A 25906-nucleotide genomic window follows, 5' to 3' on the forward strand; every position below is an offset into this window, starting at 1 on the left:
GACATTGCCAGGCTCCAAATTCAGTCGAAGGACTTAAAGCTTAATAAATAAAATAAGAAAATTGAACAGAATTTGCTTGGTAACCATAGCGTTTTGGACCCACCTGACCCCATGCCGAACTCAGTAGTGAAACGAAACAGCGCCGATGATAGTGTAGCATTTGCTATGTGAAAGTAGGACATTGCCAGGATTCAAATTAAAGAAACCCGTTACAGCGATGTAACGGGTTTTTTGCTGTCTGGGGTTTAGTAAATAACCAAGAGCCCATGTCAAACTCAGTCGTGGCCGCTCCTGCAGGCCGCGGCATTTGTATTCCTATACATCAAACGAATAGCTCTAAGACGAGCCCGACCAATGATAGTGTAGTATTTGCTATTTGACTGTCCACCGCTGTGGGCACTACGACATTACCAGGATTCAAATTAAAGAAATCCGTTACAGCGATGTAATGGTTTTTTTGCTGTCTGGCGCTTAATAAAAAGCCAAGATCTTATGCAAACTCAGTCTCTGTAATGCCCGCTCTTGTAAATCCTTTGAGCCACAACATTCATACCCCTATATAACGCTAAGTTCCTGAGGCAAAGTCACGGCTCACATCGTGCTCAGTGTAATCAGTTTTTTATAGCCTCGCAAAATGATTAAGGCTTATTGCGGATTAGTATTGCTTTGATATAGAAAATATCACTTTGAAAATAAACATTAAGTTCATGCTTATCTGCTATTTTATTCATGTAACATAGCTAGGCGTACAGAAGTTGTGCGTGTTAAAATCAAATTTTTATAAATGCCAAAATAGAGGTGTCAATTGCCCACTGCTGACTACCAAACTGTACTAGATGAAATAGCACACGAAGTGCGCCCTTTGTTATCACAAGGTAAAGTTGCGGATTATATACCTGCACTTGCTGAGGTTTCTAGCGAGCAGTTTTCTATTGCTATTTATACCACTGATGGCGAAACCATTTGTGCGGGGGATTGCTCAAAACGTTTTACTATTCAGTCAGTTTCTAAAGTAATGACACTCACAATGGCGCTACAGCGCTATGGCGATGAACTATGGCATCGGGTAGGCAAAGAGCCCTCAGGAACCGCGTTTAATTCTCTTACGCAGTTAGAGTTCGAAAAAGGCGTACCACGTAACCCTTTCATTAATGCTGGCGCGATTGTGACGTGCGATGCTTTGTACAGTCGATTATCAGCACCTCGCCACTCAATGCTTGAAACGTTTAGGCTACTTGCAGGTAATAGTGCAATAGTGATTGATAAAAAAGTGGCCAATTCTGAGTACGAGTTTAGGCATAGAAATGCGGCAATGGCGCATTTAATGAAGTCGTTTGGTAATTTTGAGAATGACGTCGATGATGTACTTTGGTCTTACTTCAATTTTTGTGCGATTGAGCTTAACTGTATTGAGTTAGCTAGAGCGTATAACTTTTTAGCGAATAAAGGGGTTGATTACAGCTCGGGTAAGCGCGTTTTGAGTAGTCGCCAGAATAAACAATTAAATTCGATTTTATTCACCAGCGGCTTATATGATGCGGCAGGAGACTTTGGCTACAGAGTGGGAATGCCGGGTAAATCGGGTGTGTCTGGCACTATATTAGCGGTATTACCGGGTAAGTTTACAGTGGCAGTATATTCACCAGGGCTTAATGAATTTGGTAACTCGGTGGCGGGGATAGCAGCATTAGAGCTGCTATCTAAAAAGCTCGATATTTCGATTTTCTAAAATACCGCAATAGGGAGCACGCACAGCTCCCTATTTATTGATCCCAGTACACTTGCTCTAGGCAGTCTTCACGCTCTGGTAACCCACGTGATAAACGTGGAGAGTGCTGTACTAATACCTCGTAACTTGCGCGGTTAGCGTACTTACTAATTTGTGCAAGAGAGGAGTAGGTTATTGCCTTTTGTTCGTGTTTTGCTGAGTTAGCGACATTTAACTTATGATAAACGTTTGCTGATAAATCGTGTAACACGGCAGCCAACGCACAATCGCCAGCACCATTGGTATTTTTGATTGAATCAGGCCCACCCATGAATGGCGCCGTATGGCTATACGCTTTTATCGGGTTTTCGCAATCGGATTTTTTCATTGCACGAGAAAACTCATAGCGATTAAAATCGGCAATGGCACCTGGTAATAGTGGGTACTCGGTTGCACGTTTAAAGCTCTCATCAACGTAACCGGCCATAAATAAGCCTTTTTCGCCAGCGGTACAAATAACTAAGTCTACCCAGTCAAGTGCTTTGTCTGCGGCTAATAGCGGGTCTTCAAAGCCTGTAATTGCTAGCCCTTCTTCTTCGTTCATGGCAAGTATATCGACATGCTCGTTTACAAAGTTAGCCCACCAGGTTGGATCTTGCTCAATTAAAAACTTAGTGCCGAGTGTTAAAACTACCGGTACACCTGCATCGTTAGCGTATTTAACTGCTTGCATGGTTGCTTCAGTCATTGTTTCATCACCCTGCGTACGCATTAGGTAGGCGCTGATCACAAGTGCTGATGACTGCTCAATTAAGTGTTTATCGATAGACTCAGGCTTTAAGTGATTCATTAAACCGGCGCTAATTGCGAATGTACGCTCGCCTGTTTCATCAATTAAGGTAAAACAACGGCCAATAGGGCCATCGACAGGTTGTAAATAGTCTAAATCAACGCGGCTTGATGTGTTACATAAAAAGCGGTAGGCATAGCTGCCAATTTTTATGTTTTCACTCATAACACCGAGCAATACTGAACGGTCATCTGCTAGTACAGAGTAGTTATGCATTGTGTTACCAATGGTGCCACCGGCAAATTCGTAATCAACCATGTCGTTTAGTTTTAAACGGTCGTAAAGTGCGTTAGTAATATCGCTATCAATAACTTGCGACATTCCTCGGCGAAGTTGAAACTCGTCTAAAAAAGCCTGATCGACTTTGGCTTCAATATCAACAACGATCTGGTCGATACCCGTAATGTAGCTACGTTGTAATCGCTCAGTTGCGTTTAGCTGATTAGTAAGTGGATCTTTAGCTTCCACTGGAAAATAATGTTTATGTCTGCGGCGTCCAGGAAATTTCATTTGCTACCTGTGTTGTGAGCTAAATAAAAAAAGCGTGAGATTATAGCGTAAATCACACTCTATGAGCCACGATAAACCACATTATTTTGTTTTATTTTTGCAATAATTTAATCAATTACGCATTTTAAACAGGCAAGTTGATATAATACCAAAAGAAAATTTATTTAAAGTAAGCACTATGAACGATCTAAAAAGCGATGAGTATTGGATGGAGCAGGCATTAGTTTATGCCAATAAGGCGCAGCAATTGGGCGAAATTCCGGTAGGAGCTGTCCTTGTTAAAGATAATACGCTTATTGCAGCGGGTTATAATCGTTCAATTACTGATAACGACCCCTCTGCGCACGCCGAAATGATTGCAGTGCGTGAAGGAGGGAGAGCTTTAAATAATTACCGTTTAATTGATTGCACTTTGTACGTTACGTTAGAGCCATGCTCTATGTGTGCCGGGCTGTTAGTGCATAGCAGAATAAAGCGCCTTGTGTACGGTGCGCCTGATGCTAAAACAGGCTCGGCTGGGTCGATTATGAACTTATTGCAAGAGCCGAGGCTGAACCATCAGGTAGAGGTGTTAGGTGGGGTGCTTGGTCAAACCTGTGGTAGTACTATTTCGGCGTTTTTTAAACAACGCCGAGAACAAATTAAAGCGGCTAAAAAAGCAGCTCGTCAAATTAGTGACTAGTTAGCCTTATCTGAATCTACTTCTATCATTTGCTGCATAGCAAACATACGACGACGCCAAATAATTTTTTTATGTAAGTTACGTAGCATAATACGACGTCTGGTGGCTGTTGAATGAATAATATTGCGTTTTAGTTTTTGCGTGCGTCTACGTTTTAGCATGTGTTCTCCTAATGCGTGAGAGTGAGAAAGGCACAAGATATATATTAAAAATCAGGTAAATATACTATAAACACACATTAGTGATCATTTCATGACAAGTAAACAGATTTTTAATTTAGTTACTAGAGTGGTTAGGCCTGAAGGGGAAATTAGCGCCTGCTAAAACGAGGAAAGAATCGTTTAATGCCCACATTTTAATGTTTCACAGGCCTGAATAGCCCATTTAAAAACGTAAATATAAACGCTTTACTGAGACTGCTGCGTGTTATTTTCACCTTGCTTACTTTTTTCTTCAGGTGAAAGCGAAGGGGTAGGTTCGGTTTTATCGTTGTTTATACGCTCTTTGCTTGGTTGAGCTGCTTTTTCAACTTTAGGTGCTTCAGGTTCTGATTCTGATTCAGGTTCTGGCTCTGGCGCTAGGGCATTATTTTCATCAAGCCATACAAGTGCATCGTAATACCTGCGAATGTTATCAACATATTTTACCGCAACATCGCCACGCGCATAGCCGTAACGGGTTTTACGGTAATAACGTTTTTTGATTAAAAGTGGTAAGCGCTTTTTAACATCGGCCCATTTATCAGGGCTCGCCCCTTGTTGTTCGGTAATAATGCGCGCGTCGTTAACGTGCCCCCAACCTACATTATAGGCTGCCAGGGCAAGCCAAGTTCTATCGGGCTGCGGGATTCTATCTGGGATGCGTTTAACGAGCTTAGCTAAGTATTTAGCTCCGCCACGGATGTTTTGCTCTGGCTCTAACCTATTTGTTACGCCCACTTGTTTAGCGGTACTGCGTGTCAGCATCATAATGCCTCTCACACCTGTAGGCGATTTAGCGCGAGGGTTCCACATAGATTCTTGGTAGCTAAGCGCAGCAAGTAAGCGCCAGTCAAGGCTACCTGCATATTGCTCAAACCAAGGCCTATAAGTGGGTAGCGTTTCTTTTATAGCTTCTATGTATGCAAGCGTATTAACGTAGTTAAACTGACGTACGTGCCCAAAGTACTTTTCTTCGAGCACATACAGCTGGTTACTTTGTTTTACGTCACCAAAAAAGGGCACTAGCAGTGCATAAAGCGAATCATCTTTTGATTTATTAAGGATCCAAGCTATGGGGTCATTTCGGGTAACTGAAAAGCCGATACTTAAATTTGGGTGGTAGCGTCTAAACAGCGAAAGCGTGTGTGAGTCGGCGAGGGTGTAATCTATTTCGCCATCGATAACGGCTTGTAAAAGCTCCTCTTCATCCAGTTCTTCGGTTTCTTGCCAAGTTAAATCTGGGTTACTCTTTTTTATTTTTTGTAAGGTTAAAGAGTGGCTGCTTTTGGCTATAACTGTAAAGTTTCCATCAAGGTCGTCAAATTCACGTGGGCGAACTCGACCTTGTTTATAAACCAACTTTTGGCTAATTGTTCTGTAAGTGGGGCCATAGCGGTATTGCTGTGCACGCACTTTGTTGTAGGTAAGTCCTGAGGCTATTAAGTCTAAATCGCCGCTTTCAAGGCGCTCAAACATATCGGATAAATTAAAAAACGGTACTATTTCTAGTTCAACACCTAGGTAGTCGGCAAAAGCTTGAGATAGCTCGTATTCAAAACCTTGCTCGCCTTGCACGGCTTGGTAGTAGTTGCTGGCACTGGCAAGGGTACCTACACGTATTTTATTTTGTGCTTTAATTTGGGCAAGTTGAGTTTGTTGCTCCTGCATATTACACGCACACAACAACATAACTAAAGTGATGATAATTATTAGCTTTTCTTTCAACATTAACCGCCCCATAAAGCTCATACCCCGTTATACCAAAACTTCACTATGGCGTCACTTAGCGTTTAGCTTTTATTGGTAATTTTGCTACTGTTTATATAAATAAAAAGTTAATTTTCTGAAAAGCGCAATTTGGAGTTAAAACTCGGTGCTACATAGACTATAATGCCCGCCTAAAATATCGTTCAATCCCTAACCCCGGATGAAATTATCTATGTTGATCCTTCGTGGTGCACCAGCACTTTCAGAGTTCAGAGTTAATAAAATTTTAGCGCGTTGCAAACTATCGCAACTTCCAGTCACCAATGTATATGCCGAGTATGCACATTTTGCCGATTTAACCTCGCCTTTGAGTGTTGATGAGCAAACTAAGCTTGAAAAACTACTTACTTACGGTCCAACTATTGCCGAGCATACCCCAGCTGGCACACTTATTTTAGTTACCCCTCGCCCTGGCACCATTTCACCATGGGCATCTAAAGCAACCGACATAGCGCATAACTGTGGCCTTAAACAGGTTCACCGTGTTGAGCGTGGTATTGCTTATTACGTAGAAGGTGAACTAAGTGCAGAGCAGCTTGCTCAAGTAACGGCGTTATTACACGACCGTATGACTGAGGCAACGCATAGTGAACTTGCTTCTGCAGCGCAGTTATTCCGCAATGACTCGCCTCGCGAAATGTCATCAGTTGACATTTTAGGTGGCGGGCGCGAAGCATTGGCTGCAGCAAACGTTGAACAAGGTTTTGCGCTTGCTGATGACGAGATAGACTACTTAGTAGAAAACTTTAAAAAGTTAGGCCGTAACCCTAACGACATAGAGTTATTTATGTTTGCGCAAGCAAACTCAGAGCATTGTCGTCATAAAATATTTAATGCTGATTGGACAATTGATGGTATTGAGCAGCCTAAATCACTGTTTAAAATGATCAAAAATACATTTGAGCACAATCCTGAAAATGTGCTGTCGGCGTACAAAGATAACGCAGCAGTAATGAAGGGCTCAAAAGCGGGTCGTTTCTTCCCGAATGCGCAAGGTGAATATGCGTATCATCAAGAAGACATAGAAATTTTAATGAAGGTAGAAACCCATAACCACCCAACAGCTATAGCACCATTTTCTGGTGCGGCTACAGGCTCAGGTGGTGAAATTCGCGATGAAGGCGCAACAGGCCGCGGCTCTAAGCCAAAAGCGGGTTTAGTTGGTTTTACTGTTTCTAACTTACGTATTCCGGGTTACGAGCAACCGTGGGAAAGCGACTTTGGTAAACCTAATCGTATCGTAAATGCGCTTGATATTATGATGGACGGCCCTTTAGGTGGCGCGGCATTTAATAATGAGTTTGGACGTCCTAACTTATTAGGTTACTTTCGTACCTACGAAGAAAAAGTAACAAGTCACAATGGTGAAGAGGTGCGTGGTTACCACAAGCCTATTATGCTTGCAGGTGGTTTAGGTAATATTCGTGCTGATCATGTTCAAAAAGGGGATATTCCAGTCGGTGCAAAACTTATTGCACTAGGTGGCCCTGCAATGAACATTGGTTTAGGCGGCGGTGCAGCATCAAGCATGGCATCGGGCCAGTCAAACGAAGATTTAGATTTTGCTTCTGTACAGCGTGAAAACCCAGAAATGGAACGCCGTTGCCAAGAAGTGATCGATAAGTGTTGGCAACTAGGGGATGAAAACCCAATTGCGTTTATACACGATGTAGGCGCCGGTGGTTTATCTAATGCGTTTCCTGAGCTTGTAGATGATGGTGGCCGTGGTGGTAAATTCCAACTACGTGATATTCCTAACGATGAGCCGGGCATGGCCCCACACGAAATTTGGTGTAACGAATCGCAAGAACGTTATGTACTGGCTGTTGCTGTTGAAGACTTTGATCGCTTTGAAGCCATTTGTAAGCGCGAACGTGCGCAGTACGCAGTAATAGGTGAAGCCACAGAAGAGCGCCACTTAACTGTTGCCGACAGCCACTTTGATAACAGCCCTGTTGATTTACCGCTTGATGTATTATTAGGTAAAGCACCTAAAATGCATCGCGATGTAACTTCAAAGCAAGTTACCGGTAAGGCAATTGATGCAGAGTCGATTGATATAGCCGAGGCTGCTCAGCGTTTATTGCGCTTACCTACTATTGCAGAAAAAACATTCTTAATTACCATTGGCGATCGCTCGGTTACCGGTTTAGTAGCACGGGATCAAATGGTGGGTCCTTGGCAAGTACCTGTGGCTAACTGTGCAGTTACCGCAGCAACGTACGACACTTACCACGGTGAAGCTATGTCACTGGGTGAGCGCACGCCGGCAGCATTATTAAATTATGGTGCATCGGCGCGTTTAGCCGTGGCAGAGTCACTAACCAATATTGCCTGTGCCAACATTGGAAGCCTAGAGAACATTAAGCTCTCGGCTAACTGGATGGCTGCAGCCGGTCACCCTGGTGAAGATGCCGGCCTTTACGAAGCTGTAAAAGCGGTGGGCGAAGAGCTTTGTCCTGCGCTTGGTTTAACTATACCTGTAGGTAAAGATTCTATGTCGATGAAAACGACATGGAAAAACGAGGATGATAGTGCTGAGCAATCAGTTACTTCTCCGTTATCACTTATTATTACTGCCTTTGGTCGTGTTGACGACGTGCGTAAAACAGTGACTCCGCAGTTACGTACTGATAAAGGCGATACATCACTTATTTTAGTTGACTTAGGTGCAGGTAAAAACCGACTGGGCGCATCAAGCCTTGCACAGGTTTACAAGCAGCTTGGTGATGTTACTCCAGATGTGGACAGCCCTGAGCTACTTAAAGGCTTTTACAATGCCATGCAAGCACTTGTCGCTGATAGCAAGCTACTTGCTTATCATGACCGCTCAGACGGTGGTTTATTTACTACTGTAACTGAAATGGCATTTGCTGGGCACACCGGTGTGACTGTTGATTTAGCGGGTTTAACCGGGACAGACCTAGAAGCCCTTTATAACGAAGAGCTTGGTGCGGTAATTCAAGTTGCTAACAGCGATTTAGATGCCGTAAATGCTGTATTTGAACAACACGGTGTAGCTGCAATTAGCCACGTGATTGGCTCGCTTAATAGCGACGATAGCATTGTATTTAACCGCGGTGAGAAAACTGTACTTAATCATACTCGTACTGAATTACGTACTATTTGGGCCGAAACAACGTACCAAATGCAAGCACGTCGTGATAACCCTGATTGTGCTAAGCAAGAGTTTGATGCCAAGTTTGATGCAAAAGACCCAGGCTTAAACGTAAAACTTAACTTTGACTTAAACGAAGATATAGCCGCACCGTACATTGCAACGGGCGCTAAGCCGCAAATGGCTATTTTACGTGAGCAAGGCGTTAACTCGCATTTAGAAATGGCTGCTGCGTTTAACCGTGCTGGTTTTGCCGCTGTTGATGTACACATGAGCGATATCCTCGAAGGGCGTTTAACCCTTGAGCAATTTAAAGGCTTAGTGGCATGTGGTGGTTTCTCTTATGGTGACGTATTAGGCGCCGGTGAAGGCTGGGCTAAGTCTATATTGTTTAACGATATGGCACGCGATCAGTTCCAAAACTTCTTCCACCGTGAAGACACCTTTAGCTTAGGTGTGTGTAATGGTTGTCAAATGTTATCAACATTGAAAGAGTTAATTCCGGGTACTGAGCATTGGCCACGTTTTGTAACAAATAAGTCAGAGCGTTTTGAAGCTCGCTTTAGCTTAGTTGAAATACAAGAAAACCCGTCTGTGTTCTTTAATGGAATGGCAGGATCGCGTATGCCAATTGCTGTATCTCATGGTGAAGGCCATGCAGAATTTGCAAACGATGCCGCCACTAAAGCTGCGCTTGAAAGCGGCACTGTTGCGGTTAAATTTGTAGATAACTATGGTAACCCGACAACGCAATATCCGGCTAACCCGAATGGTTCACCAGAGGGTATTACCGGTATTACCTCTACTGATGGCCGTGCCACTGTAATGATGCCGCACCCTGAGCGTGTATTCCGCGCTGTTGCTAACTCGTGGCACCCAGATGAGTGGAAAGAGGATAGCCCATGGATGCGTATGTTCCGCAACGCACGTAAAAATGTAGGTTAAAAACGACATATACAAGTTAGATTCATAATCTAGCTGTAAAATAAAAAAGGCTGCACAGTGCAGCCTTTTTTGATTGCGTAGATTTAAAATTACGATAGTTTGTAAAGTATAAATAAAAGCTTATAAGGACAGTATGTTAAAGCGCGTTGGTTTAATTATGGGTGCTGTATTGCTAAGTATAGTTTTGCTTGGCTATGTATTTCGTTTGCCACTATTACAATGGGCTGTAGCGCCTGAGCTTGAAAAAGCAGGTGTTACCTTAAGCTGCTTAGATTTTTCGCTTACGAGTAAGTTAAATGTGCACGTACAAAAAGCCTGTTTAAGTTACCAAAATCAAGAGCTTGCTCTTACAGGTATTACTGCTAATACTAAGCATGTTAAAGTTAAACACGCAGTACTTAATGTAAATCCATTTCCTCAAAGTAGTAAAACAAGCACTGCTGCCACAATTTTAGATTTAGCGCTTCCTGAAAAAAGGCCAACAATTACAGTTGAGCATTTAACTATACACAGTGCGCTTTTAAAGCGCCCGCTAATGCTAAATATCACCGAGCCCACGCTTAACCAGTTTGTAGTCAATGGTGATTTAAACGCAAGCGCAACGCTTTACAATAATAAGGTACAAGGGCAGCTTAAAGTTAATGATGGATTATTGAAGCAACTACTTAAAACAGATAATGAGTTATTAAGTGGACTTAGCTTTGATACATCGCAAACATTTAGCTTTAACGGGGTAGAGGCAAGCCTTACTGGTGATTTACAAGCCCAGTATGACTATAAAATACAAAGCTGCGATATAACAAACAGCTCCAAAGGTGTGCTAAGTGCTACCTATAATTTAAATAGTCAAAACCTTGAGCTTGACCCAAGAAAGCTTAAAAACAATGTAAAACTTAGTAATAACTGCCAATCTCTTATTCCTGAAAGTGCCTACAAGTCATTTGCTGTAAAGCAGCTACCACTTAATTGGCAATGGGCTTTAGCTAAACCAATTAGTTTTGCGCAAAACAACCTAACCTTACCGTTAATAACGCTCAAAAGTGCAGAGCAAGCCAAGCAAAATATAGATATAACGGTTACAGATACGTTTATAAATACTGCTGCACCGTTACAAAGCGCACGCACACAGCTAAAAGCACAGCTACATACAGATGAAATAGACGCTATAACGCTAAGTACGCAGCTTAAAAACGCTCAATTAAGCGGTAATTACGATATTGCGCTTAACTCTTTGCCTGAATTTTTACCGGCTGAGGCTAATAATATTAAAGCCAAGGGGGACTTTACAGTCACTCAACTTATTGACTTTAAGCCCGAAGGTAGCGCACGTATTGAGTTAAGCGTTGATAGCGCAGCTGCTTATGGCAGCGCTCTTAACGGCTACACAGGTAACCTTGAAGCAAGTATGAATGAAAAGCTCGATGCAAAAGTAACGCTTAAAAGTAAGCTTAAAAGCGTGCAATACAACGAATATAAACTCACTGGTATTAATAACACCCTTAGTGCAAGGGCAAACTTAGGTGTGGGTGAGTTATTTGCTCACTTATATGCAAGCACCCATATAAATACACTCACAAGTCCAAATGTCGAATTAAATACTATAAACGTAACGTCATCTGGGCTGCAAAGTCGCGCGCTTGAAGCGTCTCATCATGTATTTATAAATGGTGTTGAGCTGGTGGCCAATCACCATGTTTCAAAGGTAGCGCATCCGTTTGAAGTGATTATACCGCAGCAAAGTGTGCTTTCGTTAAATTCAATCGTTAGCCAATTTGAACCGTTAGCTCAGCTAACCCAAGGAAAATTGGGTGGGCGTATAAGTGGTGATGTGAATTTACAAAAAGCAAATTTTACTTTAACGATGACTGATACCAGTGCACTGTATAACGACTACTTAGCTAATCAATTTAGTATGCAGCTAGGTGGGCAGTACGATTCAGGGCAGCTTAATGTTGCCCCTACTACCTTTAATCTTAATGAATTACGTGCAGGCGCTGTAGTTAAAAGTATCACTGGTAATATTAAAGTGGTTAATAATAGCGCGCAGGCCTTTGATGTTGAAGGCGATATTTTTGGTGGTAAATTTTCTTTAGATAAATACACGCTTTTAAAGCAGCAGCAAACAGCTAATGTTACGTTTGAAAATGTTGATGCCAGTAAATTAATAACGCTTGACGATAAGTCGGGTATTACCCTAACAGGTAGGCTAAAAGGGTCGTTGCCGTTTTATTTTGATGACACAGGGGTTGAGGTAAAAAATGGCAGCCTAACCAATCAAGGCCAAGGGAAGCTTATTATTAGTAATAACGAAGCGTTTGACGCTGTTATGCGCCAGCAACAAGAGTTACAACCTGTGCTTGGGCTGCTCAAAAACCTTGATATACAAAAACTTAATAGTACAGTAGCGCTTAAAAGTGATGGCTGGTTAAACTTAGGTGTTAACTTACAAGGCTTTAATGAGCCAGAGCAGCAACAAGTTAACTTTAATTATAATCACGAAGAAAACGTGTTTACGTTGCTAAGAGCGCTTAGACTGAGCGACGAAATAACGCAAAAAGTTGAGCAGCAATACTCTAAAAAAGGAAACTAATGATGAAAAATTTGTTGAGCATTAAGGCCGTTATTGCACTTGCTGCTATTAGCGCTTTAAGCGCATGTACCCACAGAGTAGAGGTGGCAGCGAAAGAGCCGATAACGATCAATCTAAATGTAAAAGTAGATCACGAAATTCGAGTAAAAGTAGATAAAGAACTCGATAACTTATTCAGTGACGACAGTGAATTATTTTAGGAGCTAAATGATGACTATAAAAAATAAATTAAGTATTGCTACTTTAGTAAGTGCGGTATGTTTGTCGTTTTCGGCGTGGGCTATTAGTTTAGATGATGCTAAAAACCAAGGCTTAGTGGGTGAAGATAGCTCAGGTTACTTAGGGCTTGTGGTACAAAACAGCGAGGCAAAAGCCGTGGTTGAAGAAATTAACGCTAAACGTAAAGCACAGTATTTAAAGTTGGCTAAAAAGAACGATTTATCGCTGGCACAAGTAGAAGCACTTGCAGCAGCTAAAACAATCGAAAAGACCAAAAGTGGCCACTATATTGAAGTGAATGGTAACTGGGTTAAAAAGTAATACAAGCAGCTAAACATATTACTTAAAAACCGAGCGTTTAGGCGCTCGGTTTTTTTATATTTGCTAAAAGTTGCTGCCAAAAGTCGAATCCTTTGCGCCTTGCAAGCTTTATATTGTGCTCTGGTATAGATTCAGGCTCGTTATAGTGATCAAGCGCTTCGCTCATACTCAGTTCGCGAATTAAATGCAGTGTAGGGTAGGGTGCTCGGTTGGTGTAATTTGCGGCATCATCTTCATCGCTGTCGGCAAACACGTAATCGGGATGAAAATTAGCAATTTGGTATTTACCTTCAAAGCCTTGTGCTACCAGTAAGGCATTGGCTAAATCGACTAAATCTAAAAAGTCTTCAAAATCGCTAAAGCCGTTATCAAACAGTATTAATGTGGTTTCGCGCTTTGGATTTTGATCAAGCTGCACACACTGCTCTAGCATGTCCATTACAGCGTCATCAATTTTTGTTGCAGGGCTAAGCACATAATGAATACAGTTATTTTCTACTTCTTTACGGGCAAATGGGCAAAAGTTATATTTTACAATAACGGATGATATCCACTCGCGGGTTTGGGCAATTGCTTGATGAGTCATGCTTTTGGCTCTAAATACTGATTTATAATGGTTAATGTTTTTTCAATGGCGCCTTGGTTTTTTACTACACATTGCTGCGCTTTTATCCCCAAGCTTTGGCACGCTTTGGTGTTTTGGCTTAAATTAATTAATTGTTTAGCAAGCTCATCGGTATTTTCAACAACGACAGCCCCTTTAAGTTTAATTAGCTCAGGGTAGATATGATCAAAATTATACGTGTGTGGGCCTGTAATAACCCCAACCGAAAAAGCAGCAGCTTCTAGTGGGTTGTGCCCACCTCGGCGAATTAAACTGCCGCCTATGTAACTTACATTCGCTGCGCCATATAAACACTGTAGTTCGCCCAGTGTATCAGCTAATAGTACTTGCTCGTTTTGATAGTTATTGTTGCTGCGACGACTAAAGCTAAGTGGGCTTTGAGTTAGCGTATCGGCTACTTTATCAAATTGCTCAGGGTGACGCGGTGCTATAACTAAAAGTGCATTAGGGTATTTTTTTAATAGCTGCTGATGGGCGTTTAATATCATTTCGTGTTCAAGCGGGTGAGTAGAGCCTGCCACCCATACAAAGCGTTCATTGGTTTTAAACTCGGCTTTAAGATTTGCAACTTTAGTTAGTTGCTCATTGCTTGGCGTAATGTCGAACTTTATTGAGCCTGTAACATGGCTCTTTGAAGGGGGTAAACCAAGTTCAATAAAGCGCTTAGCATCATTTTTATTATGACTTGCAAGCACTGAAATTGAGCGCATAATTATATGCGTTAACCCTGCCACCTTTTGATACCCCTGTTGCGATTTTTCGCTTAGGCGAGCATTAAGCACTAATACCGGAATAGTCTTTTTATGGCTTATTGCCATTAAATTAGGCCACAGCTCAGTTTCTAAAATACACAGTGCTTGTGGATTTACGCGCTTTAAAAATCGAGCGCTCGAACCTGCAAAGTCTATAGGTAAATAACAACACGCCACGGTATTTTTAAATTGTTCACTAATTTGCGCACGCCCGGTAGGAGTATTGCAGGTAATAAGTATATTAAGCTGCGGGTGTTGTTTTTGCAGTGCTTTAATCAGTGGCGCTGCAGCAAGGACCTCACCTACAGAAGCGCAGTGGAACACAACCGGTTTAGCGCTATTATTAAATAAGTGTTTGCTAATAAAACCAAAGCGCTCTTTAAAGTGCGCGCGGTAGCCTTTATTTTTTTTACCTCTTAGTACATACAAGTAAAATACAATCAGTGGGCTAATTAAAATTAAAGCGAGTGAGTAAAAAATGCGTGCCATACTGAACTTTTATTAAGGTAAGTGGCGCTAGTTTAACGCGAAAGTGATAATTTCTGAACATGTGAAGCACTAAATTATAATTCAGTTCAGCTATATTCCCATAAAATACACACAACTAAATAAAACTATGGAATAATGGATTTAATTTTTTCCTGCCATTTCAGTTCCTAGAGGAATTTTTCATGTCAATTATCGATTCTGTGGCAACAAGCTACGTTGAAAGTTTAAACCGTCATCAAGCCTTATTTGAAACGATGGAGGCTTATCATCAAGAGTCTATGCAATTATTAGAAGCGTGCCACAGTGCATTGCAAGCTGGTGGTAAGGTTATTTGGTTTGGTAACGGCGGAAGTGCTGCCGATGCACAGCATTTAGCTGCCGAATTTGTTGTGCGTTATAAGTTAGAGCGTGGCCCACTTGCCTCTATGGCGCTGACCACAGATACCTCAATACTAACCGCACACAGTAACGACTACCACTTTGATACGGTATTTGAACGCCAAGTTCAGGCTTTATGCAAACCAGAAGATTTAGTGATTGGTTTAACAACCTCAGGTACCAGCGCCAATATTAATTTAGCACTTGAAGCGGCTAACAAAATTGGCGCGTTTACAGTTGCCTTAACCGGACGCGAGGGCGGTAAAGTAAAAGACATTGCTAAGTTGCCCATTATTATAAAAAATGATGAAACAGCTCGCATCCAAGAGGCACATATGTTTATTGGCCACTGGTTATGTGAAGCTATCGATATGGTTGTTGCGGAGCAGCAGTAATGGATTTATCGCTATTAAAAAACTTATCTAAAGCGCGTATTTTAGTTGTCGGCGATGTCATGCTAGACCGATACTGGTATGGCGATACAGGGCGTATTTCGCCAGAGGCTCCAGTACCCGTTGTTAAAGTAAGCAAGTTTGAAGATAAAGCGGGTGGCGCTGCAAATGTTGCAAAAAACATTGCGCGACTTGATGCCAAAGTGGGCTTACTTGGTTTAATTGGTGAAGATGAAAGCGGGCAAATCTTAGAAACTATTTTAAAAGGTGAAAAAATACATTCACAGCTTGTTAGTGTATGCGATTTGCCCACTATTTCTAAAATGCGTGTAATTAGCCGCCATCAACAACTTGTGCGCCTAGATTTAGAAGAAACCTTTAGCGAGCAGCATAGCCAGTTGTTATTAAACCGTTTAGAGCTGGTGCTTGATGATTACGACTTTGTGGTATTTTCTGATTACAGCAAAGGCTCGCTGAGCTTAATTAAAGAAATGGTTAGCGTTGCTAAAGCAGCGGGTAAAACCGTGCTTATAGATCCTAAATCGCCCGACTTACACTTATACGAAGGCGCAGACTATATTACCCCTAATTTACATGAATTTAATTTGGCTGGGGGTAAAACAGGCTCTGAAGAAATATTAGCACAAAGCGCGCGTGAGCTAATTAGTAAAAATGGTATTAAAGCCATGCTACTTACACGCTCTGAGCAAGGTATGTCATTAATTAACGCTGATGAAAAACACGACTTTGCAGCGCAGCAGCTAGAAGTAAGTGATGTAACTGGCGCAGGCGATACTGTTATAGCCACGCTTGCGGTGATGCTAGGGGCAGGTATGGAGCCTAAAGATGCGGTAGAAATTGCTAATTTAGCCGCAGGCATTGTAGTAAGTAAATTGGGTGCGGCAACGGTTTCACCAGAAGAGCTTAGCCAAAAGCTTGGCCAATACTTGCACATCAATGGTGAGCACTACCAAACTCCGTTTGACGATGTATTGCAACACATTGAGTTTGCTAAGCAAAATGGCGAAAAGATAGTGTTTACCAATGGCTGTTTTGATATTTTACACGCAGGCCACGTACGCTATTTAGCCCAAGCCAAAGCACGTGGAGATAGGCTCGTTGTTGGTTTAAATAATGATGATTCAATTACGCGTTTAAAAGGCCCTGAGCGCCCTATAAATCCACTTGATGAGCGCGCAATGGTATTAAGTGCACTCGCCTCTGTAGATTGGGTAATTCCCTTTGGCAGCGCGGACGAAAACGACACTCCCGCTAAATTAATCGAGCAAATAAGCCCCGATATTTTAGTTAAAGGTGGTGATTACACTGTAGAGCAAATAGCTGGCGCCGATCATGTGCTACGCCATGGTGGCAAAGTAGAAGTGCTGACATTTTTAGATGGTTGTTCAACCTCTAAGGTGATTAGCAAAATAAAGCAGTAATATTTGCTAATTAAATAAAAAGGGTTGAAAACGCAGTTTTCAACCCTTTTTTTGTTATAAATAGCTGGCTTTAAAATGCTATTTTAAAATATACGGTTTAAAAATTATATTCGTACTTAGCAAACGCTGATGTGTCGTTTTCTGCGCCATCGTTGTTTGATGCAAAAGCGCCGAGCGTTAAGCGCCCACCCATAGCCAGCTGCCTGTAGCGTAGCTCAACTTGTTTTGAGTTATAACCGGTTTTGGTAATTGTATTACCTAAATCGGGGTTACTAGGGTAACGGTCAAGATTATCGCTGTTGTAATCCACACTACGTAGTTTTACTTGCCAGTCATCGCCATTTGAAAGCTGACCTAAAAGTGTTAATACCACTGACTGCGCATCGTTATCAAAAGTTGAGCCAATAGTGCGGCCGTGGTAACGATAGCCCGATTTATAATCGGAGTGTTCGTAGTAGCAGTTTTCACTGGTTGATTCGGCCGAGCACGATACACCTGTGTCTATATATTCAACGTTAACGAGCACATTTTGATTGTAAATGCGCTGCGTAGTTTGTACGCCAAATAAGTACGCTCTGTCGGCAGGTTTGAATTGCGAGCTAGCATCTTCGCCAATTGTACTTGCGTAGATTGCATACGGGTGACTAAATAAAGTGTCAGACCAACGCACATCTATGCCAGCAAGCTGATTACCAATTTTAGACTCTAGTGAGCTATCACAATTTTCATTGCCATCAATACAATTAGTTTGCCCAGTAATAACATCAATAAAATCACCTGCTGAGCTTGGTTGGCCTTCACCGGCCCACTGCGCAGACCAACTTAAAGCAATTTCAAGCTGTTGCATCGGGCGAAAGTTAACACGGCTGCTCCAAAGCAGCGCATCAGGAATAAAACGGGTCGATTCTAACTTTGCCATTTGCGCGGTAAAGCTCCATTGCCCAAGCCAACTTAACCAAGGCGTTTCAAACGCTGTGCTTTGCTCACGGGTTACACTTAGTGCCGGCAGTGGCTTTGCATTACCCGACATAATTAAACTGTTATCAACACCTGGGCCCCAAAACTGCTCTACGGCACCGGCTCTAAAAATCCAATTGCCCAAGCGGTAGGCTAAGTAGCTATCGTCAAATGAGGTATCGTTACAATCTTCAAGTGCTTGTTCGTTAGTGGCTATATCATCGGTTGTTTTGCCATCAACTAAGCATTGCTTACCATCGTTACGGTAATTAATGGCTACCTTCGCCGCAAAGTTATCGCCAAGGTAGGCGTAGGCCGCAGAAAGCTCAGATTCTTGTGTGTTGGTTGCCCCAAAGCTGGTGGCTATAATTGGGTCTGATGCGGCAAACGCTGAGAGTTGCACACTGTGCGAGCTACTGTTTTCTGACTTATAACGATGTTTTACACGAAGCAGTGCATCTTGCAGGCTGGGAGATAAAAGTTCAAGCTTGCTCGATTCTAGCTCGCCAATAAAGCTTTTCCACATTAGCGGATAGGTGGTTACAGGCGCTAAAATAACACCGGCATCAGCCAGTTGTTGAATGTCAGCTCGTAGACCGTAATCGTCTGGCTTTACCCAGGGCTCTGCTGTTACTGATGCGCTCATAGCGCAAAAAAGAGAAGAAAGTAGAAAGATTCTGTTTCGCAAAGTTCAGATCCTTGTGATTAAGATTGCGGCTAAGTTTACCAATCTAACATGGCTATTGCAGTAAATAATCTATTTTAGGGCGTTAAATTTGTGTATAAAAATGTAACCTAGCTATCGTAAAAACAATGGGATTGATATACTGCTGCGCAAATAGGAAATAGAGAATGCAATGAGCAACAAACGACTTTTATTTATACCCGTATCATCGCCACAAGGAATAGGTGAATACATGCGCTCGTTGTTGCTAGCCCAAAGCCTTGAAAGTGAATGTCTAGGTTCACTGACCATCCATTTTGTTTTAAATAAACACACGAACTACGCTAAAAGCTGTCCATATGATACCACCTTGCTTGAGCGCTCTGCGACTAAAGAGCGCGATAAAGTGTGTGAAGTTATAGCCGATTTTAAACCTGACATTGTAATATTCGATTGTGCAGGGCGCGCTGCTCACATGAAAGCTGCAAAAAAAGTGGGTGCCAAAGTGGTGTTTATTTCTCAGCATGCGAAAAAGCGAGCGAAGGGCTTAAAACTTAACCGTATCAACTTAATTGATAGCCATTGGGTGGTACAGCCTGATTACTGCATTGAACCGCTGAGCTGGGCTGAAAAAGCTAAAATAGATATGTTTTCTTTGGCTATGCCTAAAAATGTGGGCCCTTACATAGCATTTTCATCAGCGTGCGATACCAAACAGGTATTAAAAAAGTATCAGCTTGATGAACAAGGCTACTTTATTGTGAGTGCAGGCTCTGGCGGTCATGTGCTAGATAATCAAAACTGTGCAGATGTATTTTTTGCTGCCGCAGAGCAAATTTCATTGCAAACAGGGTTAAAGGCGGTGGTGGTATTTGGCCCTAATTATAATAAAGCGTTGCCAGTATCAAATACGGTTATAAATTTGGATACGTTAGAAAATAGTGAGTTTTTGTCGCTTATGGAGCAAGCTAAATTTGCGTTGTTAAGTGCTGGCGACACCCTATTGCAGGCGATTGCTGTTAAAACGCCTGCTGTGGCATGTGCTATTTCAAAAGATCAAACACAGCGCCTAGCAAGTTGCGCCACAACTGGCGTGGTAATTAAAGCAAACTTTGAGATTGAAGACATAATAAATAAAGCCAGCGCTTTACTAATAGAGCCGCATTTTAACCAGCTACTAGAAAAATACTCTTTGCTTGAAAGCGCGCATAGCTATGAAGAAATAACGCAAGGGGTTAAAAGCATGCTGATGGTTGCCGATAGATGAATATAGTGATTGTAATAGACTCGTTAGCGGGTGGTGGCGCCGAAAAAGTGATGCTAACCCTTGCCCAGCAGCTAGTAAAAACGCATAGCGTTACTATTTTATCGTTGGCTAATAAATATGAATACACGATCCCTGCGAACATAAAGGTTGAAAGTTTATTCAGTGATAAAGCCACTAAAGTGGATCGTTTTTGGAAAATAAACAAAAGTGTAGCAAAACTAGAGGCGTGGTTTAACAACAAACAAAAACAAACTGGCCCCATAGATTTAGTGCTTAGCAATTTAGATAGAAGCAATAACTTATTGGCTAAAAGCCAGATTAAAAATGTTCACTTTGTTATGCATAACTCTGTTAATGCAGAGCTAGCGAGGCAAAAAAAGCTAGGCCCGTTTTCTTATCGCTATCTTAAAAAGTCAAAGCAAAACTTAAATGGAAAATCCTTGGTGTGCGTGTCTAAAGGGGTAGAGCAAGAAATTACCCAAGGGCGTTTAATTAGCCCAAGCGCCATCACAACTATTTATAATCCCTTTAATTTAGTGGATATAAAGCGCCTCTCAAATGAGGTTAATACGCAAATTCCACAATCACCGTATGTTATTCATGTAGGGCGGTTAGCTAAACAAAAGCGCCACGATATTTTATTTGCGGCATTTGCAAAGCTTGATAAAAAATACAAATTAGTCCTTTTATGCAATAAGCCTAGCAAAGCATTTAAGCTTGCAAAAGCGTATGGTATTGAGGGACAACTTATAGTGCCAGGGTTTGAACAAAATCCGTATAACTGGATTAAGCAGGCTGAGGCATTAGTATTAAGCTCTGATTTTGAAGGGCTCCCTACAGTGTTAATTGAAGCATTAGCTGTTGGCACGCCTGTAGTAAGTACTAACTGTACGTTTGGACCGAGCGAAATTTTAACAAACGACTTGGCTAAATATTTAGCGCCTGTAGGGCATAGCGATGAGCTAGCGGCTAAAATTGAGCTGGTTTTAAACACTAAGCCTAATGTAGATAATGCCGATATTTTACAAAAGGTAACGGCCGAACAAGTTGCTAAGCAATACTTAGCTTTGTGTTGTTAATTGCCCTTTATAAATAGCCAATAAAGTTTGCCAGTCATTACTTTGCCAATAAAAAGCGTTGTTACGTCCTTGCTCTTTTAAAAATGAGCGCTCTAAACGTGCCATATTACTTTGTTGCCATTGCTTATTTAATGGTTTTATTTCGCCGCGATCAAAGTCGATAATATAAACCTCGCCCGTTTCATTAAATAAAATATTATTTATATTCAAATCAGCGTGGTACACACCTTTTGAGTGAAATAGCGCAACAGTATTGGCAATTCGCTTGAGCTCATCTTCTGTTAGTGGGCGTTCAATTAAAATATCGAGCAGGCTTTTAGCCCCTTTTACAGCCTCTGTAATTATATCGCCACGATAAATTAAGCCTGCGGTTGTTACCTTAGCGGCAATGGGTTTTGGCACATTTAAGCCAAGCTCAATAAGCCTTATCATTAAGCTGAACTCTTTATACACACGGGTGTTTTTAAGCCCAGGGTAGAGGTACTGATCGCTTAACAACTTGCCAACTATACCGCCGCGCCAATAGTGCCTAAGTACAGCGGTTAAACTATCGTGTTTAAAAAACCAGGCTGTGGCGCGGCCTTTTTTAGCACCGACTATTTTATTTTGCTGCTGCCAATAATCTGCATCAAACCAGTTTAAATCAACCTCGTTAAAATAATCTGGGTGGCTTAAAATAGTGTGCTTACCTTGCGTTAGTGTTTTAAACATAGCTCGTTAAAATAATTCAATAATGCGTGTATATTAACGTGTTTTATAGCGCAGCATAAGTGCTTGCATTAGTGCGAGTATAATTTAAGATCGCAGTCTATTATTTAAAGCCAAAGTGGAACGCGTGACTCAAGTGCCTAATTACTCCTCAATTTGTATTTTAAGACTCTCTGCCATTGGTGATGTGTGTCATGCCGTTAGTGCTGTACAAGCCATTCAAAAAGCACACCCCAATGCAAAAATAACGTGGGTAATGGGTAAAATAGAAGCCATGTTACTTGCCGGTTTACCTGGGGTTGAGCTGGTGGTTTTTGATAAAAAACAAAGTAAGGATGCACTTAAAAAGTTAGCACATTCTTTTAAAGGGCAGCAGTTTGATGTGCTACTTAATATGCAAGTCGCATTAAGAGCTGGCTTTGTTGCACGTTGTATTCCGGCTAAAGTAAAAATAGGCTTTGATTGGGCACGTTCAAAAGAATTACATAGCTTGTTTATAAATAAACGAATAGCTCCACAAAAAGAAGCGCATGTGCTAGAGGGATTTAAAGGCTTTGCGGGCGCCATTGGAGTTAAAGACTATTCACCTACCTGGGATATGCCTTATACCTTAGCGGATGAGAACAAAGCAGATGCGTTATTAGGGCCTGCGTATTTGGCAAATAAGTTATTGGTAATATCGCCTGCGGCCAGTAAAGCACAGCGAAATTGGTTGCCAGAGCGCTATGCTGCCCTTGCTGATTACGCGCATGAGCAGGGCTTCAACGTGGTACTAACGGGCGGCCCAACTGAGCTTGAGATTAATTTAGCTAATCAAATTATAAAACACAGTCACTGCACTATTTTAAACTTAGTAGGTAAAACAAAACTTAAAGAGCTGTTATGTGTGCTTAAGCGCGCTGATTTAGTTTTAGCCCCAGATACCGGCCCTGCACATATGGCGGTAACGGTAGGTACGCCGGTTATTGGTTTATATGCGCATTCTAATCCTGCACGTACAGGCCCTTATTTATATCAAGACTACGTAGTTGAGGTGTATCATCAAAATCTGCTAAAGCAAACGGGTAAAACAGCTCAACAATTGCCTTGGGGTACGCGCGTTAAGGGCGATGACCTTATGAGCCAAATAACCGTAGACAGTGTTAAAGCTATGTTTGATCATGTGGTACAAAAAGAGTCTATAAAATGAGTGTAATAGAAAAAAACAAAGCACTTTTTTTAGACCGAGATGGCGTGGTAAATATTGATCATGGCTATGTTTATCAAAGTGAAAAATTTGAATTTATAGACGGTGTGTTTAGTACCTGTAAAGCATTTTATGATGCAGGTTATAAAATTATTATAGTGACTAATCAATCAGGAATAGGGCGAGGTTACTACACTGAAGATGACTTTTTAACTGTAACTCAGTGGATGAAAACACAATTTAGTAAGCACAATATTAAAATTACAGATGTGTATTTTTGCCCGCACCATCCCAAAAAAGCGATGGCGCAATATTTAAAACAGTGCCAGTGCAGAAAGCCAGCTCCAGGTATGCTGTTACAAGCTATGCAAGAGCATAATATTGACCCTTCGAGCAGTGTTATGGTGGGTGATAAGCTTAGCGATATGCAAGCGGCACAAAAAGCGGCTATTAGCACGCGAGTGTTAGTTCGCTCTGGTCAACAATTTGACGAAACCGCTAAACAATACGCCGATTTAGTTATTGACTCTATTAACGATTTACCAGCACACTACTTGGTATAAAGTGCGTTTATATTTTCGCAACTAAAGTGTTAAGTATTGCTGCCATTACCTGTATTAGCGACGAGCTGCAAACAGTGCATTTTACTTGTTAAACTTTTACAATACACCCCAACATAAACAGTGGCTTTAATGTTGTTGTTTACCCGTTCATTTAATTGGAGACTACAGATGAGAGCATCTGCTTTTTTTAGCCAACTACAAGAGCAAATTGAAGACGTTAAAGCGCAAGGTTTGTATAAAAGTGAGCGTATTATTACCTCGCAGCAACAAGCTCAAATAGAAGTTGCATCTGGCGATAAAGTTATTAATTTTTGTGCTAACAATTACTTAGGCTTAGCAAATAGCCCTGAGCTAATTAAAGCAGCGCAAGGTGGTTTAGATGACCATGGCTTTGGTGTTGCTTCAGTACGTTTTATTTGTGGCACGCAGGATATTCATAAAACACTTGAGCAAAAAATTAGTGCGTTTTTAGAAACCGAAGATACAATTTTATACTCCTCTTGTTTTGATGCTAACACGGGCCTATTTGAAACTATTTTAGGCGCTGAAGATGCTATTATTTCTGACTCTCTAAATCACGCATCAATTATTGATGGCGTACGCTTATGTAAAGCTAAGCGTTTTCGTTATGCTAATAACGATATGGAGGATCTTGAAAAGCAACTTATTGCAGCTGATGAAGCGGGCGCTAAAACAAAGTTAATTGCCACCGATGGCGTGTTTTCGATGGATGGCGTAATTTGTAACCTTGAAGCTGTGTGTGACCTTGCTGATAAGTATGATGCATTAGTGATGGTTGATGACTCACATGCGGTAGGCTTTGTTGGCGAAAACGGTAAAGGCACGCCTGAGTACTGTAATGTGCTTGACCGTGTAGATATTATTACCGGCACGCTAGGTAAAGCGCTGGGCGGTGCATCAGGCGGTTATACCTCAGGTAAAAAAGAAATTGTTGAATGGCTGCGTCAGCGTTCACGCCCTTATTTATTCTCAAATTCATTAGCCCCTTCAATTGTAACTGCGTCAATTAAAGTACTCGAAATGCTTGAAAATGGTGGTGAGTTACGCGCTAAACTTTGGTCAAATGCTAAATATTTCCGTGAGCAAATGGAAGCCGCTGGCTTTACGTGTGCGGGTAAAGATCATGCCATTATCCCTGTAATGCTTGGCGATGCTAAAGTTGCTTCATTAATGGCAGACAAACTACTCGCTGAAGGCATTTATGTAACCGGCTTTTCGTTCCCTGTTGTGCCAAAAGGCCAAGCGCGTATTCGTACACAAATTTCTGCTGCGCACAGTATTGAACAACTAGACACCGCAATTGCTGCCTTTACCCGTATTGGTAAAGAAATGGGCGTTATTTAATTTTTTATAAACCGAAGTATTGCTTCGGTTTTTTAGTTGAGTGTTAACTATGAAAGCTTTATCAAAATTAAAAGCCGAAACCGGCATCTGGATGACCGACGTACCCAAGCCTGAAGTAGGGCATAACGATCTACTTATTAAAATTCGTAAAACTGCGATTTGTGGCACCGACGTTCATATTTATAAATGGGATGAGTGGTCACAAAAAACCATTCCGACCCCTATGGTTGTAGGCCATGAGTACGTGGGTGAAGTGGTTGATATGGGGCAAGAAGTACGTGGCTTTGCAGTAGGTGATCGCGTATCTGGCGAGGGGCATATTACGTGTGGGCATTGTCGTAACTGTCGTGCTGGTCGTGTGCATTTGTGCCGAAATACAACGGGTGTAGGCGTTAACCGCGAAGGCGCATTTGCTGAATATTTAGTTATTCCGGCCTTTAATGCGTTTAAAATTCCTGACAATATTTCTGACGAGCTTGCGTCTATTTTTGACCCGTTTGGTAATGCTGTGCACACCGCTTTATCGTTTGATTTAGTGGGCGAAGATGTGCTTATTACAGGGGCTGGGCCAATTGGTATTATGGCGGCGGCCGTTGCTAAGCATGTGGGTGCTCGCCATGTTGTGATTACCGATGTTAACGAATACCGTTTAGAGCTTGCGCGTAAAATGGGCGCTACACGTGCCGTAAACGTTGCGAATGATAAACTTGAAGATGTAATGAATGAGCTAGGTATGACTGAAGGCTTTGATATTGGCCTCGAAATGTCAGGTGTGCCAAGCGCCTTTAATTCTATGTTAAATAACATGAACCATGGTGGCAAAATTGCCATGCTGGGTATTCCGCCATCAGATATGGCCGTAGATTGGAATAAAGTTATATTTAAAGGCTTAGTGATCAAAGGTATATATGGTCGCGAGATGTTCGAAACGTGGTACAAAATGGCAAGCTTGATTCAATCAGGCCTTAATTTAGACCCTATCATTACGCATCAATATTCGGTAGATGACTTCCAAGCTGGCTTTGATATGATGATTTCAGGTCAATCTGGTAAAGTAATTTTAAACTGGGAATAGTTTAAAGTTTGCATACAGAGGCGGCTTAAGCCGCCTTTTTATTATATTTTTAAA

At 41.7% G+C, this 25906-nt stretch carries 21 protein-coding genes and 1 rRNA gene; 15 read left to right on the forward strand and 7 right to left on the reverse strand.

Annotated elements, in window-relative coordinates; translation table 11 throughout:
- The first annotated feature begins 75 nt into the window (after positions 1-75).
- Both rrf and glsB read left to right on the forward strand, forming a co-directional pair.
- Positions 76-190: ribosomal RNA gene (gene rrf / locus CWC04_RS00760) — 5S ribosomal RNA — on the forward strand.
- 615 nt (positions 191-805) lie between these two features.
- Positions 806-1729, forward strand: a complete 924-nt coding sequence (gene glsB / locus CWC04_RS00765; protein WP_004588579.1) for a glutaminase B — start codon at positions 806-808, stop codon at positions 1727-1729.
- 34 nt (positions 1730-1763) lie between these two features.
- Here glsB and CWC04_RS00770 read toward each other — a convergent pair whose 3' ends face one another.
- Positions 1764-3068, reverse strand: a complete 1305-nt coding sequence (locus tag CWC04_RS00770; RefSeq protein WP_004588578.1) for an inosine/guanosine kinase — start codon at positions 3066-3068, stop codon at positions 1764-1766.
- A 178-nt stretch (positions 3069-3246) separates the two neighbouring features.
- On the opposite strand from CWC04_RS00770, the gene tadA reads away from it, so the two are divergent.
- Positions 3247-3750 (forward strand): tRNA adenosine(34) deaminase TadA, encoded by a 504-nt coding sequence (tadA, locus tag CWC04_RS00775; RefSeq protein ID WP_004588577.1) that lies wholly within the window; start codon positions 3247-3249, stop codon positions 3748-3750.
- On the opposite strand, the gene CWC04_RS19635 is transcribed toward tadA, so the two are convergent.
- Together CWC04_RS19635 and mltF are read right to left on the reverse strand one after the other, a co-directional pair.
- A complete protein-coding gene (locus tag CWC04_RS19635; RefSeq protein WP_004588576.1) occupies positions 3747-3911 on the reverse strand; it encodes a hypothetical protein in 165 nt (54 codons plus the stop codon). The genes tadA and CWC04_RS19635 overlap by 4 nt on opposite strands.
- 246 nt (positions 3912-4157) lie before the next feature.
- On the reverse strand, positions 4158-5678 hold the full coding sequence (mltF, locus tag CWC04_RS00780; protein ID WP_138684379.1) for a membrane-bound lytic murein transglycosylase MltF: 1521 nt from the start codon (positions 5676-5678) through the stop codon (positions 4158-4160).
- Between the two features lie 211 nt (positions 5679-5889).
- Here mltF and purL point away from each other — a divergent pair, with 211 nt between their 5' ends.
- The 4 genes from purL (at position 5890) to CWC04_RS00800 (ending at position 12910) form a co-directional block, all read left to right on the forward strand.
- Entirely contained in the window at positions 5890-9780 is a 3891-nt protein-coding gene (gene purL / locus CWC04_RS00785) for a phosphoribosylformylglycinamidine synthase (protein ID WP_138684380.1), read from the forward strand.
- Between the two features lie 133 nt (positions 9781-9913).
- Positions 9914-12370, forward strand: coding sequence for an intermembrane phospholipid transport YdbH family protein (locus CWC04_RS00790; RefSeq protein ID WP_138684381.1), 2457 nt, complete (start codon positions 9914-9916; stop codon positions 12368-12370).
- Positions 12371-12372: 2 nt separating this feature from the next.
- Positions 12373-12570 (forward strand): YnbE family lipoprotein, encoded by a 198-nt coding sequence (locus CWC04_RS00795; protein ID WP_004588572.1) that lies wholly within the window; start codon positions 12373-12375, stop codon positions 12568-12570.
- Between the two features lie 10 nt (positions 12571-12580).
- Positions 12581-12910 carry a YdbL family probable chaperone protein gene (locus CWC04_RS00800; protein ID WP_004588571.1) on the forward strand — a complete coding sequence of 110 codons (330 nt, stop codon included), beginning with the start codon at positions 12581-12583 and terminating at the stop codon, positions 12908-12910.
- Positions 12911-12947: 37 nt separating this feature from the next.
- Here CWC04_RS00800 and CWC04_RS00805 read toward each other — a convergent pair whose 3' ends face one another.
- Both CWC04_RS00805 and waaA read right to left on the reverse strand, forming a co-directional pair.
- Positions 12948-13496, reverse strand: coding sequence for a DUF1415 domain-containing protein (locus CWC04_RS00805; protein WP_138684382.1), 549 nt, complete (start codon positions 13494-13496; stop codon positions 12948-12950).
- Positions 13493-14776, reverse strand: coding sequence for a lipid IV(A) 3-deoxy-D-manno-octulosonic acid transferase (waaA, locus tag CWC04_RS00810; protein WP_138684383.1), 1284 nt, complete (start codon positions 14774-14776; stop codon positions 13493-13495). The genes CWC04_RS00805 and waaA overlap by 4 nt, the downstream gene beginning before the upstream one ends.
- 182 nt (positions 14777-14958) lie before the next feature.
- On the opposite strand from waaA, the gene CWC04_RS00815 reads away from it, so the two are divergent.
- Both CWC04_RS00815 and hldE read left to right on the forward strand, forming a co-directional pair.
- Complete coding sequence (locus CWC04_RS00815) at positions 14959-15549, forward strand: D-sedoheptulose-7-phosphate isomerase (protein WP_004588568.1); 591 nt, start codon at positions 14959-14961, stop codon at positions 15547-15549.
- Positions 15549-16988: a bifunctional D-glycero-beta-D-manno-heptose-7-phosphate kinase/D-glycero-beta-D-manno-heptose 1-phosphate adenylyltransferase HldE gene (gene hldE / locus CWC04_RS00820; RefSeq protein ID WP_138684384.1), complete on the forward strand. Its 1440-nt coding sequence runs from the start codon at positions 15549-15551 to the stop codon at positions 16986-16988. Before CWC04_RS00815 ends, hldE begins: the two co-directional genes overlap by 1 nt.
- A gap of 97 nt (positions 16989-17085) precedes the next feature.
- Here the strand turns inward: hldE and CWC04_RS00825 are convergent, their stop codons facing one another.
- A complete protein-coding gene (locus CWC04_RS00825) occupies positions 17086-18591 on the reverse strand; it encodes a capsule assembly Wzi family protein (protein ID WP_138684420.1) in 1506 nt (501 codons plus the stop codon).
- A gap of 211 nt (positions 18592-18802) precedes the next feature.
- On the opposite strand from CWC04_RS00825, the gene CWC04_RS00830 reads away from it, so the two are divergent.
- Together CWC04_RS00830 and CWC04_RS00835 are read left to right on the forward strand one after the other, a co-directional pair.
- On the forward strand, positions 18803-19876 hold the full coding sequence (locus tag CWC04_RS00830; RefSeq protein ID WP_138684385.1) for a glycosyltransferase family 1 protein: 1074 nt from the start codon (positions 18803-18805) through the stop codon (positions 19874-19876).
- The gene (locus CWC04_RS00835; protein WP_138684386.1) at positions 19873-20955 is read left to right on the forward strand and encodes a glycosyltransferase; all 1083 of its coding nucleotides are present in this window, start codon (positions 19873-19875) and stop codon (positions 20953-20955) included. The genes CWC04_RS00830 and CWC04_RS00835 overlap by 4 nt, the downstream gene beginning before the upstream one ends.
- Here CWC04_RS00835 and CWC04_RS00840 read toward each other — a convergent pair.
- Positions 20938-21666: a 3-deoxy-D-manno-octulosonic acid kinase gene (locus CWC04_RS00840; protein ID WP_126006148.1), complete on the reverse strand. Its 729-nt coding sequence runs from the start codon at positions 21664-21666 to the stop codon at positions 20938-20940. The genes CWC04_RS00835 and CWC04_RS00840 overlap by 18 nt on opposite strands.
- 124 nt (positions 21667-21790) lie before the next feature.
- On the opposite strand from CWC04_RS00840, the gene CWC04_RS00845 reads away from it, so the two are divergent.
- The 4 genes from CWC04_RS00845 (at position 21791) to tdh (ending at position 25852) form a co-directional block, all read left to right on the forward strand.
- Positions 21791-22852, forward strand: a complete 1062-nt coding sequence (locus CWC04_RS00845; protein ID WP_138684387.1) for a glycosyltransferase family 9 protein — start codon at positions 21791-21793, stop codon at positions 22850-22852.
- Positions 22849-23412: a D-glycero-beta-D-manno-heptose 1,7-bisphosphate 7-phosphatase gene (gmhB, locus tag CWC04_RS00850; RefSeq protein WP_138684388.1), complete on the forward strand. Its 564-nt coding sequence runs from the start codon at positions 22849-22851 to the stop codon at positions 23410-23412. The genes CWC04_RS00845 and gmhB overlap by 4 nt, the downstream gene beginning before the upstream one ends.
- 168 nt (positions 23413-23580) lie before the next feature.
- Complete coding sequence (locus tag CWC04_RS00855; protein WP_024034359.1) at positions 23581-24777, forward strand: glycine C-acetyltransferase; 1197 nt, start codon at positions 23581-23583, stop codon at positions 24775-24777.
- Between the two features lie 49 nt (positions 24778-24826).
- Positions 24827-25852, forward strand: a complete 1026-nt coding sequence (tdh, locus tag CWC04_RS00860) for an L-threonine 3-dehydrogenase (RefSeq protein WP_004588559.1) — start codon at positions 24827-24829, stop codon at positions 25850-25852.
- The last annotated feature ends 54 nt before the right edge of the window (positions 25853-25906 follow it).

Source organism: Pseudoalteromonas sp. S2893, assembly GCF_005887105.1.
In the GTDB taxonomy this organism is placed as follows: domain Bacteria; phylum Pseudomonadota; class Gammaproteobacteria; order Enterobacterales; family Alteromonadaceae; genus Pseudoalteromonas; species Pseudoalteromonas atlantica.